Here is a 15,656-nt window from a genome sequence, read left to right on the forward strand (position 1 = left end):
TACGCAGGTGCGGGCAAGGCCCGCTTCTGCGCCCTTCGGGCACAAGCACAGGAGGCGCCGGCCTTGCCGGCGAATCGAGCGCGAAGCACTCGTACAACCTGAACCCACCGTGGATCAGGCAGCCCTCACCCGCCGAGCCGAAATCAGCGCCCTGCCACCGGCTCGAACAACGACACCGCCGCCGCATCCACCTTGCGCGGCAACAGGCCCTGGGCAAAGAACACATCGGCAATCTGCTGCTGTTCGGCCAGATGCTCCGGCTTCACCAACTGCACGTCGTAACTGCGCCGCGCATTGGCCTGCTCCACCGTGGCCACATCCAGGTTGCCCCACAACGGCCCCAGCACCTGCGCCGCCTGCGTGGGGTTGGCCTTGGTCCACTGCCCTGCCTTCTGCAACGCACCGAACACGGTCTCAAGCACCTGCGGATGCGCCTTGGCGTAATCGCTGCCCGCCAGGTAGTAACGCTGGTAACTGGCCAGCCCCTGCCCGTCGCTCAGCACCCGCGCATGCTGCTGGCGCTGGGCGCTGGCCACGAACGGGTCCCAGGTGACCCAGGCATCGACCTTGCGGTTCTCGAACGCCGCACGGCCATCGGCCGGGATCAGGTAGGCCGGCTGGATATCGCTGAAGGTCAACCCGGCCCTGGCCAGGGCCTGTATCAACAGGTAATGGCTCCCCGCGGCCTTGGTCACCGCCACCTTCTTGCCCTTGAGATCCGCCAGGCTGTGCAGCGGCGAATCCGCCGGCACCAGAATGGCCTGGGCCAGTGGCGATGGCGTCTCGCGGGCAAAATAGGTCAGCCGCGCCCCCGCCGCCTGGGCGAACACCGGCACGGTGTCGGCCACATCCGCCGACACATCGACATTGCCCAGGTTCAGGGCCTCCAGCAGCGGCAGGCCGCTGGCGAACTCATGCCAGCTGACCTGTATGCCCTGCTGCGCCAGCTGCTGCTCCAACGTACCCTGGGCCTTGAGCAGAATCAGCAGCGTCGAGGATTTCTGGTAACCGATGCGCAGGGTTTGCCCCGCGCTGGCGCTACCGACCAGGCTGGCGCCAAGCAGCGCGCCGATGGCCAGTTGTCGCAGACGTTTGAACGGTTGCATGGGGTCAGCTCCTGTCAGTGGGCCTGGGTCACGGCGACCCTGGCGGGCAGCACGAAGCCGCCGGCAAAGGTCGGCGCCACGTCCAGACGTTGGGCAATCAGGCCGTGGGCCTGGTAGAAGTCGGCGGTTTCCTGCTGTTCGGCGATGGTGCCGGCGTCCACGACCTGCCAGCGCAACTGGCGACGCTCGAACTGCAGCCGGGCCGCGTCCTGCGGGAAGCCGATGATCTGCGCCAGGGTCTTGGAGTAGCTGTCCAGGTTCTGGTTGGCCCACACCTGGGCCTTGGCCAGGCGCGCCAGGTAGTCCTGCAGCGCCGCGCGCCGGGCCGGGTCGGCCAACGCCTTGTCGGTCGCCGCCAGAAAGCTGTTGCCACTGGACAAGCCGCGACCATTGGCCAGCACCCGGCCCTGGCCGGTGGTTTCGGCCAGCGCGGTGTAGGGCTCCCACGTCGCCCAGGCATCCACCGAACCGTTGGCCAGGGCCATCCTGGCATCCACCGGGCCAAGGAAGCGGAACTCGACGTCCTTCTCGCTCAGCCCCGCGCTGGCCAGCGCCTTGAGCGCCACGTAATGGCCAATCGAGCCGCGCCCGGTGGCGATGCGCTTGCCCTTGAGGTCGGCCGCCGCGTGCAGCGCCGACCCGGGGTCCACCAGCACCGCGGTGCCATAGGCGTCGGACTTGTCCACGGCAATCGCCTTGACCTGCGCGCCGGACGCCAGGGCGAACAGCAGCGGCGCATCACCGATGATGCCGGCGTCCACCGCGCCGGCATTGAGCGCCTCGGCCAGCGGCGCGGCAGCCGGAAACTCCGCCCACTTGATGTCATACGGCAGGTCGCGCAGCCCGTCGGCGGCCTCCAGCTGGGCACGCATGTTGCCCTTCTGGTCGCCGATGCGCAGTTCGATACGCGGTTCGGCCAGCACCTGCCCGGCCAGCAGCAAGGCGCCGGCGAGGGCGAGAAGTCGTGAAATGGGTGGCATGCAGTGCACTCCTGAAGGCGATTGTAGAGCGACTCTACCGGCTCGTCATAAATCAGTGAAGTGCATTTTATGAATATCCTAATATGCAAATAACGTTTAATTATCGCCATTAGCTTATAACCATAAAGAATTTTACAGCAGAAAATTTAACGCATACGGTCATAAGCCCGCCGATCTGCACACACAACTCGGGGCGGGACGACGGCACCCCCGGGTGCTCCCTGGATTTTCTGCGATGAGTGCCTGATGAGCCTGTCTTCTATTGCCGCGCCGTACCGTTCGATCGAGTCGGCCCCTGCCCTGGCCGACCTGGACCCACTGCTGTTTACCCTGACCCGCGAGCTGGCCGCCAGCGCCGCCGAGGTGGACCGCAGCGGTGCCTTCCCCGCCGCCAACTTTGCCCTGCTGCAACGCCATGGCCTGCTCGCGCTCACCGTGCCGCGCGAGCTGGGGGGTGCCGGTGCCGACCTCGCCACCGCGCGCAAGGTGGTGGCCGCCGTGGCCAAGGGCGAGCCCTCCACCGCACTGATTCTGGTCATGCAGTACCTGCAGCACGTGCGCCTGCAGGACGACCAGCGCTGGCCGGTGTCGCTGCGCCAGCGCCTGGCCCGCGAAGCGGTGGAGCACGGCGCGCTGATCAATGCCTTCAGGGTCGAACCCGAGCTGGGCACCCCGGCCCGTGGCGGCCTGCCCGCAACCCTCGCGCGGCGTACCGCCGAAGGCTGGCGCCTGTCCGGCACCAAGCTCTACTCCACCGGCAGCCACGGCCTGAGCTGGTACCTGGTGTGGGCGCGCAGCGACGATGCCGACCCGCTGGTGGGTGGCTTTCTGGTGCACAAGGACAGCCCCGGCATCCGCATCGTCGATGAGTGGGATCACCTGGGCATGCGTGCCACCTGCAGCCACCGCGTCGAGTTCGACAATGTGCTGCTGCCGCTGGAGCATGCCGTGGCCGTCAGCCCGGCCAGCGCACCGCGCGCCGAGCTCGATGGCGAAGCTCAGCTGTGGATGGCGGTGCTGCTGGCCAGCCTCTACGACGGCGTGGCCCAGGCCGCACGCGACTGGCTGGTGAGCTTCCTGCGCGAGCGGGTGCCGTCCAACCTCGGCCAGCCGCTGGCCAGCCTGCCGCGCTTTCAGGAGCGGGTCGGGCGCATCGATACCCTGCTGTTCGCCAACCGCAACCTGCTCGACTCCGCGGCCAGCGGCCAGGTCACCGCGCAGCACGCCGGGCAGCTCAAGCAACTGGTCACGCACAACGCCATCCAGGCCGTGGAGCTGGCCATCGAGGCCAGCGGCAACCCAGGGCTTTCGCGGCACAACCCGCTGGAGCGGCACTACCGCAACGTGCTGTGCAGCCGCATCCACACCCCGCAGGATGACGTGGTGTTCCACAGTGCCGGGCGCTCGGCGCTGAGCCAGGAAGCGCCTTGACCCTCGCCCCCGGCTGACAGCGTCCGACCGGCCACGCACCGCCGCCCACCAAATCGGCCTATGCTCAAACAGGCCTGCCGGCGGAGGTGCACATGTGCGGACGACTGAGCCAGTACCACGGCATCCACGAGTTCGTGGACGCCCTGAGCATGCCCAACCCACTGGTCAACCGCGTGGGCGATGCGCCGCTTGGGCACTATAACGTGGCCCCCACCACCCAGCTGGCGGTACTCGGCGTGCAGCATGACACCCTGCACGCCGACCTGCTGCGCTGGGGCTGGCGGCCCCACTGGGCGCAGGACAAGCCGGCACCGATCAATGCCCGCGTCGAGAAGGTGGCCCACGGCCCGTTCTTTCGCGCCATCTGGCCGCACCGGCTGATCGTGCCGGTCGACAACTGGTTCGAATGGGTCGATGAAGGCGGGCCGAAGAAGCAGCCCTACCTGATCCGCCGCCGCGATGGACGCCCTGCCCTGTGCGCGGCCATCGGCCAGCTGGGCGACCCACCCGGCGAACAGGACGGCTGCGTGATCATCACGGCCGACAGCCAGGGCGGCCTGCTGGATGTGCATGACCGGCGCCCGGTGGTGCTGGCCGCAGACGCCGCACGCCACTGGCTGGACCCCGCCACCTCCAAGGCATACGCCGAACAGCTGCTGCTGGACCTCGCCGAGCCCGCCCAGGTGTTCGAGTGGTACCCCGTGGACAGCGCCGTGGGCAACAGCCGCAACCAGGGCCCGGCCCTGGTGCAGCGCCGGCACCCCTGAACGGCGCCTACTCGCCCAGGTACGCCTTCTGCACCTGCTCGTTGTGCAACAGGTCGCTGGCCTGGCCTTCCAGTGCGATGCGCCCGCCATCGATCACATAGGCGCGCTGGCAGGTCTGCAAGGCAAGCCTGGCGTTCTGCTCCACCAGCAGCAGGGTCACGCCGCCCTTGACCACCTCGACGATGGTTTCGAAGATCTTCTGCACGATGATCGGCGCCAGGCCCATCGACGGCTCGTCGAGCAACAGCAGCTTGGGCCTGCCCATCAATGCCCGGGAAATCGCCAGCATCTGTTGCTCGCCGCCCGACATGGTGCCGGCCAGCTGAAAGGCGCGCTCCTTGAGCCGCGGGAAGATGCCGAACATGCGTTCGATATCGGCCTGGATCGCGTCCTTGCCGTCGGTTCGCGAGAACGCGCCCATCTCCAGGTTCTCGTACACCGTCAGCTTGGGGAAGATCCCGCGGCCTTCCGGCACCAGCGCCAGGCCCTGGCGGATCAGGTCGTAGCTCTTGATCGCCGCATGCGCCTTGCCATCGAAGGTGATCTGCCCGGCCACCGGGCTGAGCAGGCCGGCCAGGGTCTTGAGGGTGGTGGTCTTGCCGGCGCCGTTGGCGCCGATCAACGCGACCATTTCGCCTTCGCGGATGTGCAGGTCGATGCCCTTGATCGCCTGGATGGCCCCGTAGGCCACCTGCAGGTCGCGTACTTCAAGAATGTTCTTCATGTTCAGGCCACCGCCTCCGAACCCAGATAGGCCTCGATTACCCGAGGGTCCCTTTGCACATCGACCGGCAGGCCATCGGCGATCTTCCTGCCGAATTCCAGCACGGTGACGTGATCGCACAAGCCCATCACCAGCTTCACGTCATGCTCGATCAGCAGCACCGTCTTGCCGTCGGCCTTCATCTTGCACATCAGCTGGCGCAGGCCTTCGGTCTCGGAGGCGTTCATGCCGGCCGCCGGTTCGTCCAGGGCAATCAGCAAGGGTTCGGTGGCCAGCGAGCGGGCAATTTCCAGACGCCGCTGGTCGCCGTAGGAGAGGTTCTTGGCCAGCTCCCCGGCCAGGTGCCCGATGCCCACGTAGGCCAGCCAGTGCCGCGCAGCCTGGCGAATCTCGCGCTCTTCGCGCACGCAGGCCGGGGTGCGGAACACGGCCCCGAACACCCCGCAGCGGGTGCGTACATGGCGACCGATCATCACGTTTTCCAGCGCGGTCATGTTGTGGAACAGCCGGATGTTCTGGAAGGTGCGCGAGATACCCGCCTCCACCACCTTGTGCGGCTTGCTGATGTTCAGCGGCTTGCCGTCGAATTCGACCTTGCCCTCTTCGGCCCGGTACAGCCCGGTAAGCACGTTGAACAGGGTGGTCTTGCCCGCGCCGTTGGGGCCCAGCAGGCCGCGGATCTCGCCGCGCCGGATCGACAGGTCGATGCCGTGCAGGGCCTGCAGGCCGCCAAAGAACTTGCTGACCGAACGCAGCTCCAGTAATACGTCGCTCATACCTTGTCCGCCTGTTGGGCCGGGTGATCGAAGGCCGGCGTGCTCGCGGGCACCGTGGTGCTCAGCGCGGTCGCCGCCGGGGTGGGCTCGGGGTCGCCGTCATGCAGCTCGGCGCGGCGCCGGTTGGACGGCCACAGGCCCTCGGGCCGGTAGCGCATCACCAGAATCAGCGCCAGGCCGAACACCAGCATGCGCAGGGTCGAGGCATCCAGCACGTTGCGCAGCACCTCGCGGCTGACGAAGGTCACGTTGTCCATCACGAACGGCTGTATCCAGTTGACCAGGTCGCGGAACACCTCGGGCATCACCGACAGGATCAACGCCCCCAGCACCACGCCGCGAATCGAGCCCATGCCGCCGAGCACCACCATCGCCAGCACCATGATCGACTCCATCAGGGTGAATGACTCGGGGCTGACGAAGCCCTGGTAGCTGGAAAACAGCACCCCGGATACCCCGCCAAAGGTCGCGCCCATGGCAAATGCCAGCAGCTTGAGGTTGCGCTTGTTCAGGCCCATGGCCTCGGCCGCCACCTCGTCCTCGCGCAGGGCCATCCAGGCCCGCCCGATGCGCGAGACTTCGAGGCGCTTGGACAGCACGATGGCGAAGATCACCACCACCAGGAAGAACAGGTAGTAGCTGATCACCGGGGTGACCTTGAGCCCGAACAGGCTCCATGAGGTCTGCAGCGACAGCAGCGCCTCGGGCGCCTGCCCTGCGGCATGCGACCAGGCCCCGCCGTCGATGTGCAAGGGTGCGATGTTGCTGATGCCCTGCGGTCCGTTGGTGATGTTTACCGGCTGGTCGAGGTTGTTCATGAAGATGCGGATGATCTCGCCAAAGCCCAGGGTCACGATGGCCAGGTAGTCGCCGCGCAGCTTGAGCACCGGGGCGCCGATCAGCACCCCGCAGATGGCCGCGGCAATCGCTGCCAGCGGGATGATCACCCACAGCGGCCAGTTCAGCACGCCGTCCACCAGCCCGGCCATGTTCAGGTGCGGCGAGGCCAGCAAGGCGTACAGGTAGGCGCCGATGGCATAGAAGCCGATGTAGCCCATGTCGAGCAGGCCGGCGTAGCCGATCACGATGTTCAGGCCCAGTGCCAGCAGCACGTAGAGCATGGCAAAGCCGAGGATGCGTACCCAGGTGGGCCCCAGAAACGGAATGCTGTCGACGACGAAGGGCAAGGCCACGAACGCCAGGATCAGCAGCAGGTACTGTGCGGTTTGGTTTTTCATGTGCGTTGCCTCCTAGGCCCGGTCGGCCTGGCGTTCGCCCATCAGGCCGTTGGGTCGGAACAGCAGCACCAGAATGAGCACGGCGAACGCGAAGATGTCCTGGTAGTTGGCGCCCAGGAAGCCCCCGGTGAGGTGGCCGGTGTAGCCGGCGGCCAGCGACTCGATCAGGCCCAGCAGCAGCCCGCCGGCCATGGCCCCGAACAGGTTGCCGATACCGCCCAGCACCGCCGCCGAGAAGGCTTTGAGCCCCAGCAGCAGGCCCATGTAGGCGTCGGCCTGGCCGTAGTTGACCGCGCGCATCACCCCGGCGATGGCGCCAAGCCCGGCACCGATCAGGAAGGTCGCGGAAATCACCCGGTTGATGTTGATGCCCATCAGCCCGGCCACTTCCTGGTTCTGCGCGGTGGCGCGCATGGCCTTGCCCAGGCGGGTCTTGTCGACCAGCAGCCACAGCCCCAGCATGATCACCACCGAGATGATCATGATGCTCATCTGCACGTTGGTGACGGTGGCGCCGAACACCTCGATCGGGCGGGTTTCGACCACTTCGGGGAAGGTCTTGTAGCCACGCCCCCAGATCATCATCGCCAGGTTCTGCAAGGCGATCGAGATGCCGATCGCGAGGATCAGCGGGGTCAGGCGCGGGGCCTTGCGCAAGGGCCGGTAGGCGAACTTCTCCATGCCCTGGGCCATCAGCATGCACACCGCCGCCGCCACCATGATCGCCAGCAGCAGGGTCAGGATGCCGGGCGCAAAGCCCATGCCCGCGAGCATGCTCAGCACCGAGATGGTCACCATGGCGCCCACCATCACCACCTCGCCGTGGGCGAAGTTGATCAGGCCGATGATGCCGTAGACCATGGTGTAGCCCAGGGCTACCAGGGCATAGATGCTGCCCAGCACCAGGCCGTTGAGGACCTGCTGCAACAAGATATCGAAATTGCCTTCCACGAGCTGAATCCTCAAAACTGCGTTGTCGCTCACCGCGTGCGCTGGCAACAGCGACGCGGCGGCATGCCTGGCAGGTCAGAAATGAACGCTTCTTATTGTTGCGAGCCGGGCGGCCCGCTTGTTATTCGAGGTAGAGCAACGGCTCAGTCGCGCTCGACCGAGAGGGTTTTCCAGCCGCCGTCGGCAAACTGGAACACCGTGGCGGCCGGGCTTTTCAGGTTGCCGAATTCATCGAATGCGATGGTGCCGGTGACGCCCTCGTAGCTTTCGCTCTTGAGTACCGGCAGGTACACGGCAGGGTCGGCCGACTGCGCCTTGACCATGGCGGTGATCGCCGCCCAGGTGGCGTCGTACGCCGCCGGCGAGGACTGCACCACGCCCGTGCCGAACTTGGCCTTGAGCTTCTGCTCGAACGCCGCGCCCTTGGGCATCTCCAGCAACGGGGTGCCGTAGTTCCAGGCGTACACGCCCTCGGCGGCGCTGCCGGCCATCTTCTTGAACTCGTCGTTGGGCAGGTTGCCGATGTTCATGAACCTGGCCTTCAGGCCCAGGTTCTTCATCTGCTTGGCCATGGGGGCGGCCTGGTAGTCGAGGGCGGCGAAGAACACCGCATCGACCTTCTGCGACTTGGCGGTGGTGAGGATGGCATTGAAGTCGGTGGACTTGTCGTTGGTGTATTCGCGTACCACCACGTTGCCACCGGCGGCCTTGACCGCCTTGGTCACTTCGTCGGCCAGGCCCTGGCCGTAGGCGGTGCGGTCGTCGAAGATCGCGATGCGCTGGGCCTGCAGGGTCTTGACCAGGTAGTTGCCGGCATAGCGGCCGAGGGTGGCGTCGTCGTTGACCACGCGAAACACGGTCTTGATGCCCTGGCGGGTCAGCGCCGGGTTGGTCGCCGACGGCGAGATCTGCGGGATGCCGGCATCGGCGTAGATCTTCGAGGCCGGGATGCTGGTGCCCGAGTTGTAATGCCCGATCACCACCGCCACCTTCGAATCCACCAGGCGTTGCGCCACGGCGGTACCGGTACGCGGGTCGGCCACATCGTCCTCGGACACCAGCTTGAACTGGGCCACCTTGTCGCCCAGCTTCAACTGCTGCTGGTTGGCCTCTTCGATGGCGATGCTCACGCCATGTTCCACATCCAGCCCCTGGTGTGCAGAGGGCCCGGTCAGCGGGCCGGCAAAGCCGATCCGTACCAGCTGGGTGTCCGCCGCGTTCGCCGTGCCAGCCCCCATCAGTGTTGCCATCAGTGCAGCAAGGGCGGTCAAACCCCGGTTGTTCTTATTCATTCTCAGCTCCCAGTAATCATTGGACGAACTGCACACGCCTGGCCAACCTCGCCGGCGCACTTGTAAGATAACAGTCAGCAGGCAACTGTCAATGGGTGTATGCTTGAGGAAAATGAAAATGCTGATAAAAGCCACGCACGCCTTGATCCATGCACCTTAACGAGGCATGGGATTGCAGTAGAATCAGGCGCTTGCACCATAACAAGTCAGTTGTTTGATAACATATGGCTACATTTTCGCCGCTACTTCGGGTTTTTAGCGGGTCGGGTGAAATCGACGCAGATCGCGTTTGACGGATGCGCCAACCTGTTCAACCATTCAATCCATCGTGATGAGCACATCAGTTTCAGGAGCTACACAACTATGAATGCGTCGTTTGGAACGCGCAGGGCCAATCTGGCGGAGACAGTGATCCACGAGCTGTCCAACCGGATCGACAATGGCACATACGGGCCGGGGCAGAAGCTTCCGTCCGAACAGGAGCTGTGCAAGGAATTCGGCGTCAGCCGCCCTGTGATTCGCGAGGCCGTGGCCTCGTTGCGTCTGGGCGGTCGGCTGATCGCCCGCCAGGGTGTAGGCGTATTCGTGGTCGAGCAGGACGTCAAGCGCCTGGGCTTTGCCCTGAGCACCGCAGTCGATGACGTGCGCGCCGCCGCCCACGTGCTGGAACTGCGCCTGGGCATCGAGACCGAGTCGGTCGCGCGTGCCGCCGAGCGCCGCAGCCCCACCAGCGTGGCGCAGATCACCGAGGCCTTCGACCGCTTCAACGCGCTGGACGGCTCCAACCTCGAGGAAGAGGCCCGTGCCGACTTCGAGTTCCACCTGGCGATTGCCCGCGCCACCAACAACCCGCACTTCCCGCAGTTGCTCGAAGCCCTGGGCCCGGACATCATCTTCGACCTCAACCTCAAGCACGGCCAGTCCACCGGCAAGAACCGCCTGGCGCACATCAAGAAGATCGGCCGCGAACACGGCGCGATTCTCTCGGCCATCAGCATGGGCGACGTCAACGCCGCCCGTTCGGCGGTGCGCAAGCACCTGGAAGAAAGCCTGTCGCGTTACCAGCGCCTGGTCGACAGCGGCGACTGAGCGGCGCTGTCGCCCTGCCCTCGCGGGTCAGCCCAGGCCCAGGCACACGTACTTGATCTCGAGGTAATCCTCGATCCCGTAGCGCGAGCCTTCGCGCCCCAGCCCCGATGACTTCACGCCGCCAAACGGTGCGACCTCGGTGGCCAGCACGCCGACATTGACGCCGACCATGCCGTACTCCAGGGCCTCCGAGACCCGCCAGATCCGCCCCACATCCCGTGCATACAGGTAGCAGGCCAGGCCGAACTCGGTGGCATTGGCCTGGGCGATGACCTGTTCTTCGCTGTGAAAGCGAAACAGCGGCGCCACCGGCCCGAAAATCTCCTCGCGGGCCACGCGCAGGTCCGGTGTCACCTCGGCCAGCACGGTGGGCTGGTAGAACGCCTCGCCAAGGGGGTGGCGCCGGCCACCGGCGACCAGTCGCGCACCGCCCTCCAGTGCGTCGCTCACCATCGCCTCGACCCCGGCCACGGCCTTGGCATCGATCAGCGGGCCGACGGTGGTGCCGGCCTGGCTGCCCTCGCCCACCACCAGCTCGCCGACCCGCTGGGCAAAACGCTCGACAAAGCGCTCGTAGATGCCGTCCTGGATGTAGAAGCGATTGGCGCACACGCAGGTCTGCCCGCTGTTGCGGAACTTGGCCACCAGTGCGCCCTCCACCGCCGCTTCAAGGTCCGCGTCGTCGAACACGATGAAGGGCGCGTTGCCGCCCAGCTCCAGGGTCACCTTCTTCACCGTGGCCGCGCTTTGCTGCAGCAACTGGATGCCGATGGGCGTGGAGCCGGTGAACGACAGCTTGCGCACCACCGGGTTGGCGGTCAGTTCGCCACCGATGGCGGCCGAGTCGCCGGTCACCACGTTGAGCACGCCACGCGGTATGCCCGCGCGTTCGGCCAGCACGCACAGCGCCAGGGCGCTGAACGGGGTCTGCGAGGCGGGCTTGAGCACCAGCGTGCAGCCGGCCGCCAGGGCCGGGGCGGCCTTGCGCGTGATCATCGCCGCCGGGAAGTTCCACGGCGTGATCGCCGCGCACACGCCAATCGGCTCCTTGGTCACCAGCAGGCGTCGGTCGGCCTGCGGCGAGGGGATCACGTCGCCATACAGGCGCTTGCCCTCCTCGGCATAGAACTCCACATAGGCTGCGGCGAAGGCGATCTCGCCACGGGCCTCGGCCAGGGGCTTGCCCTGCTCGGCGGTCATGATGCGCGCCAGGTCTTCCTGGTGCAGGAGAATTTCGCGAAACCACGCCTGCAAGCGGCTGGCGCGTTCCCTGGCGGTGAGGGCGCGCCAGGCCGGCAGCGCCGCCTGGGCGGCGAGCACGGCGCGGCGGGTTTCGTCGGCGCCCATGCGCGGCACGCCACCCAGGCGCTGGCCGGTGGCCGGGTTGGTCACGTCAATGCTGCGGGCGCTGTCGGCGCCCACCCAGGTTCCATCGATATAGCAACGTTCACGCAGCAGATCAGGATCGGCAAGGTTCATGCTGATGGGCTCGCAGGGGAATGAAGGGAAACGGCGGAGGCAGACCCTGCCCCCGCCTGGAGGGTCAACGCGACGCCAGGGCCTTTTCGCGGATCTGGCTGAGGGTCATGCGCGGGGTCAGCGCCTCGGGGTCGATCTGCACCTCGATCAGCGCCGGCTTGCCCGACGCCTCGCAACGCTCGAACGCACCCGCGAACTGCTCGGTGGCGCTCACCGTTTCGGCATGCAGGCCATAGGCCCGTGCCAGCGCGGCGAAGTCGGGGTTGTGCAGGTCGGTACCCGACACCCGCCCCGGGTAGCTGCGCTCCTGGTGCATGCGGATGGTGCCGTACATGCCGTTGTTCACCACCACCACGATGACCCGGGCGTCATAGTGCGCGGCAGTGGCCAGCTCCTGGCCGTTCATCAGAAAGCAGCCATCACCGGCGAACGCCACCACGCTGCGCTGCGGCGCGGTGAGCTTGGCCGCAATCGCCGCCGGCACGCCATAGCCCATCGAGCCGTTGGTGGGCCCCAGCAAGGTGCGAAACGCCTGGTGCTGGTAGCCGCGGTGCACCCAGCCGGTGTAGTTGCCGGCACCGCAGGTGATGATGCTGTCGGCGGCCAGGTGCTGGTTGAGCCAGGCGATCACCTCGCTCATCTGCACCGCGCCGGGCGAACGCGGGCATTCGAAGTTGGCCCGGTAGCCGCTGTTCAGGCGCTGTACCCACTCGGCGAATGCCTGCGGCTTGACCGGCGCCAGCGCCGCCAGTTGCGCGGCGATGGTCGGCATGCCGGCGTTGATCGCCAGGGTCGGCTGGTACACCCGGCCCAGTTCCTCGATGCCGGGGTGAATGTGCACCAGCGCCTGCCTGGGCACCGGAATGTCCACCAGGGCATAGCCGCCGGTGCTCATCTCGCCCAGGCGTGCACCGATCACCAGCAGCAGGTCACTGCTTTTCACCGCCTCCACCAGCTCGGGGCCGGCGGCAAGGCCCAGGTCGCCGGCGTACTGGGGCAAGGTGTTGTCGAACAGGTCCTGGCAGCGGAACGAAGCCGCCACAGGCAGGTTCTGGGCCTGGATGAAGCGCCGCGCATCGGCCACCGCCGCGGCGGTCCAGCCGCCACCGCCCAGCACCACCAACGGGCGCTGTGCCTCGCCCAGCAGAGCCTGCAGGCGCTGCAGGTCGGCAGATGCCGCCGCCGCTTCGATCCGCCGGGCCGGGCCGGCATCGGCCACTGCCACCCGATCCGTCAGCATGTCTTCGGGCAGCGCCACCACCACCGGGCCGGGGCGGCCGTTGGTGGCGCGGTGGAACGCCTGGCTGAGCAGCTCGGGCAGGCGCGCGGCATCGTCGACCTCCACCACCCACTTGGCCATCTGGCCGAACATGCGGCGGTAGTCGATCTCCTGGAAGGCTTCGCGCTCCACCTGGTCGCGGGCCACCTGGCCGATGAACAGGATCATCGGCGTGGAGTCCTGGAAGGCGGTGTGCACGCCGACCGAGGCATTGGTCGCCCCCGGCCCGCGGGTGACGAAGCAGATACCCGGCTTGCCGGTGAGCTTGCCGTAGGCTTCGGCCATGTAGGCGGCGCCGCCCTCCTGGCGGCACACGATCAGCTCGATGTCGTCCCTGGCATCGTGCAAGGCATCGAGCACCGCCAGGTAGCTCTCGCCGGGCACGCAGAACGCGCGTTCCACGCCATTGATGCGCAAGGCATCGACCAGCACCTGCCCGCCCGTGCGCAGCCCGTTGTTGTCAGTGTTCATCTTGTTGTTCTCCATCAGGCGGCGCGGTCAGATGACCGAGTCTTCCAGGAAAGGACGGTTCTCGATCACTCGTTGATAACTCAGGGCACTCAGGTCCAGGGTGCGGTAGCCCCCGTAGATGATCAGCTCGCTCAGGCCGCGGCCGATGGCCGGTGCCTGCTGCAGGCCGTGGCCACTGAAACCGTTGCAGAACAGGAAGTTGCGCACCTGGTCATGGGGGCCGACGATGGCGTTGTGGTCGAGCACGCAGAAGTCGTAGTGCCCGGCCCAGGCGTTGACCACCTTGATCGCCTCGAACGCCGGCACACGCTCGGCCAGCACCGGCCACACCTCTTCCTCGAACTCGTCGTGCATCACGTCGAAGTCGCTGAAATCCACCTCCGGGTCGTGGCGCGGGTAGGTGCCGCCCAGGTACAGGTGGCCTTCGGGACGGAAGAACACCCCGGTGGGGTCGATGGTCAGCGGCACGGTGCCGGGCAGCGGCGTATGGCAGTCGAACACGAACAGCGAACGGCGCCGCGCCTCCACCGGAATGTCCAGCCCGGCCAGGCGCGCCACCTGGCGTCCACGGGTGCCGGCGGTGTTGACCAGCTGGCCACAGCCGATCAACTGGCCATCGCCCAGGCGCACACCGGTGATCACATCACCCTCGCGCAGCACCTGGACCACTTCGTTCTCGACATACTCCACGCCCAGGCTGCGGGCCTTTTTGCGAAAGCCGTTCATGATCCCGTAGTTGTCGAACCAGCCCTCGTCCCTCTCGCCATAGGTGCCGCCGGCCAGGCTGTCGGGGTTGACCCACGGGAAGCGGCGGATCAGCGCCTCGGTGTCCAGCAACGTGACGTCGGCACCGTTGTCCAGCTGGGTCTGGTGCAGACGCTTGAGCACGTCGAAACCCTTCTGGTCGGCCAGGAACAGGTAGCCGTTCTCCTTGAAGGCCAGGTCGGGCCTGTCGCCATTGACCGCCATCAGTTCGGGGAAGTCGCGGATGAACTGCGCGCCAAAGCGCGAGATCTGGATGTTGATCGGGTTGGAGAACTGCACCCGGATAGAGCTGCTGGACAACGCCGTGGCCGATTGGGCATAGGTCCAGTCGCGCTCCACCACCAGCACCGAGCCGGTGAAGTCCGGGTTGCTGGCCAGAAAGTACGCGGTGGCGCTGCCATTCACCGCACCGCCGACGATCACCACATCGTAATGCTGCTTTGTTGCTGTCGAAGCCATGGCTGGGGTCTCTTCAAAAGTGCTCGGAAAAGGTCATTTCGGGTCTTCGAAGTGGCCGGCGCCGGCGAAGTTGCCGCCGTGGTAGCGCGCTGCCGGCTCGTTCGGGTGCAGCGGCGGGTGCTCGGCCAGGACCTTCTCGCGGTAGTCGTCGGCGCTGTCCCTGGGCACGTAGCCGAGGGAGGACGCCAGGCGGTTGTCCCACAGGGTTTCGCGGTTGTCGGACATGCCGTACACGATCATGTGGCCGACCCGTGGCGCCAGCAGCGAGCGCTCGCACAGCTGCGCGAAGTCGGCGAACGACAGCCAGGTGGCGAGCATGCGCCGGTCCAGCGGCTCGGGGAACGAGGAGCCGATGCGCAGGTTCACCGACTCGATGGCGAACTTGTCCCAGTAGTAGCGGCCCAGGTCCTCGGCAAAGCACTTGCTCACCCCGTACAGGCTGTCGGGGCGGTGCGCTGCGCTGGCGTCGATGGTTTCGGTGCGGTCATAGAAGCCGATGGCGTGGTTGGAGCTGGTGTAGATCACGCGCTTGACGCCATGCTGGCGCGCCGCTTCATAGATGTTGTAGGTGCCCACGATGTTGCCGTTGAGGATCGCCGCGAAGGTGTCCTCCACCGGCACGCCGCCGGCATGGATGATGGCATCCACGCCCTCGGCCAGCGGCAGCACATCGGCCAGGTTGCCCAGGTCGCAGCGCACCAGCTCTTCGTGCGGCGCGGCGCTGCCCATGTCGGCGATATCGGTCAGGCGCAGCTCGTCGGCAAAGGCCTGCATGTGCTTGCGCAACACGCTGCCCAGGCGACCGGCTGCACCGGTGATCAACAAACGTTTGAACGGCTTGCTCATGCT

The 15,656-nt window shown here is 66.5% G+C and carries 14 protein-coding genes; 3 read left to right on the forward strand and 11 right to left on the reverse strand.

The window, feature by feature from the left end; translation table 11 throughout:
- Positions 1-143: 143 nt before the first annotated feature.
- Together MF6396_RS17715 and MF6396_RS17720 are read right to left on the reverse strand one after the other, a co-directional pair.
- Positions 144-1,106, reverse strand: a complete 963-nt coding sequence (locus MF6396_RS17715; protein WP_043864039.1) for an aliphatic sulfonate ABC transporter substrate-binding protein — start codon at positions 1,104-1,106, stop codon at positions 144-146.
- A gap of 14 nt (positions 1,107-1,120) precedes the next feature.
- Complete coding sequence (locus tag MF6396_RS17720; RefSeq protein ID WP_078481141.1) at positions 1,121-2,086, reverse strand: ABC transporter substrate-binding protein; 966 nt, start codon at positions 2,084-2,086, stop codon at positions 1,121-1,123.
- Positions 2,087-2,332: 246 nt separating this feature from the next.
- On the opposite strand from MF6396_RS17720, the gene MF6396_RS17725 reads away from it, so the two are divergent.
- Together MF6396_RS17725 and MF6396_RS17730 are read left to right on the forward strand one after the other, a co-directional pair.
- Complete coding sequence (locus MF6396_RS17725; protein WP_078481142.1) at positions 2,333-3,517, forward strand: acyl-CoA dehydrogenase family protein; 1,185 nt, start codon at positions 2,333-2,335, stop codon at positions 3,515-3,517.
- Between the two features lie 92 nt (positions 3,518-3,609).
- Positions 3,610-4,284, forward strand: coding sequence for an SOS response-associated peptidase (locus MF6396_RS17730; RefSeq protein WP_078481144.1), 675 nt, complete (start codon positions 3,610-3,612; stop codon positions 4,282-4,284).
- Positions 4,285-4,291: 7 nt separating this feature from the next.
- Here MF6396_RS17730 and MF6396_RS17735 read toward each other — a convergent pair whose 3' ends face one another.
- From MF6396_RS17735 to MF6396_RS17755, 5 genes are all read right to left on the reverse strand, one after another.
- Positions 4,292-5,008, reverse strand: coding sequence for an ABC transporter ATP-binding protein (locus MF6396_RS17735; protein WP_043864043.1), 717 nt, complete (start codon positions 5,006-5,008; stop codon positions 4,292-4,294).
- Between the two features lie 2 nt (positions 5,009-5,010).
- Complete coding sequence (locus tag MF6396_RS17740) at positions 5,011-5,784, reverse strand: ABC transporter ATP-binding protein (RefSeq protein ID WP_078481145.1); 774 nt, start codon at positions 5,782-5,784, stop codon at positions 5,011-5,013.
- Positions 5,781-7,022, reverse strand: coding sequence for an ABC transporter permease subunit (locus MF6396_RS17745; RefSeq protein WP_043864045.1), 1,242 nt, complete (start codon positions 7,020-7,022; stop codon positions 5,781-5,783). Before MF6396_RS17745 ends, MF6396_RS17740 begins: the two co-directional genes overlap by 4 nt.
- Positions 7,023-7,034: 12 nt before the next feature.
- A complete protein-coding gene (locus tag MF6396_RS17750; RefSeq protein ID WP_043864046.1) occupies positions 7,035-7,973 on the reverse strand; it encodes a branched-chain amino acid ABC transporter permease in 939 nt (312 codons plus the stop codon).
- A gap of 143 nt (positions 7,974-8,116) precedes the next feature.
- Positions 8,117-9,265 (reverse strand): branched-chain amino acid ABC transporter substrate-binding protein, encoded by a 1,149-nt coding sequence (locus MF6396_RS17755; RefSeq protein ID WP_078481146.1) that lies wholly within the window; start codon positions 9,263-9,265, stop codon positions 8,117-8,119.
- 363 nt (positions 9,266-9,628) lie between these two features.
- Between MF6396_RS17755 and MF6396_RS17760 the strand changes: the two genes are divergently transcribed.
- Positions 9,629-10,354 (forward strand): FadR/GntR family transcriptional regulator, encoded by a 726-nt coding sequence (locus MF6396_RS17760; RefSeq protein WP_043864047.1) that lies wholly within the window; start codon positions 9,629-9,631, stop codon positions 10,352-10,354.
- A gap of 27 nt (positions 10,355-10,381) precedes the next feature.
- Here MF6396_RS17760 and MF6396_RS17765 read toward each other — a convergent pair whose 3' ends face one another.
- The 4 genes from MF6396_RS17765 to MF6396_RS17780 all read right to left on the reverse strand — a co-directional run bounded on the left by MF6396_RS17765 (position 10,382) and on the right by MF6396_RS17780 (position 15,653).
- Positions 10,382-11,833 carry an NAD-dependent succinate-semialdehyde dehydrogenase gene (locus MF6396_RS17765; RefSeq protein ID WP_078481147.1) on the reverse strand — a complete coding sequence of 484 codons (1,452 nt, stop codon included), beginning with the start codon at positions 11,831-11,833 and terminating at the stop codon, positions 10,382-10,384.
- 64 nt (positions 11,834-11,897) lie between these two features.
- On the reverse strand, positions 11,898-13,583 hold the full coding sequence (locus MF6396_RS17770) for a thiamine pyrophosphate-binding protein (RefSeq protein WP_102063820.1): 1,686 nt from the start codon (positions 13,581-13,583) through the stop codon (positions 11,898-11,900).
- 27 nt (positions 13,584-13,610) lie between these two features.
- A complete protein-coding gene (locus MF6396_RS17775; protein ID WP_078481150.1) occupies positions 13,611-14,807 on the reverse strand; it encodes an NAD(P)/FAD-dependent oxidoreductase in 1,197 nt (398 codons plus the stop codon).
- 33 nt (positions 14,808-14,840) lie between these two features.
- Positions 14,841-15,653: an NAD-dependent epimerase/dehydratase family protein gene (locus tag MF6396_RS17780; RefSeq protein WP_078481152.1), complete on the reverse strand. Its 813-nt coding sequence runs from the start codon at positions 15,651-15,653 to the stop codon at positions 14,841-14,843.
- Between the last annotated feature and the right edge of the window lie 3 nt (positions 15,654-15,656).

The sequence above is a fragment of the Pseudomonas sp. MF6396 genome (assembly GCF_002018915.1).
In the GTDB taxonomy this organism is placed as follows: Bacteria; Pseudomonadota; Gammaproteobacteria; order Pseudomonadales; family Pseudomonadaceae; genus Aquipseudomonas; species Aquipseudomonas palmensis.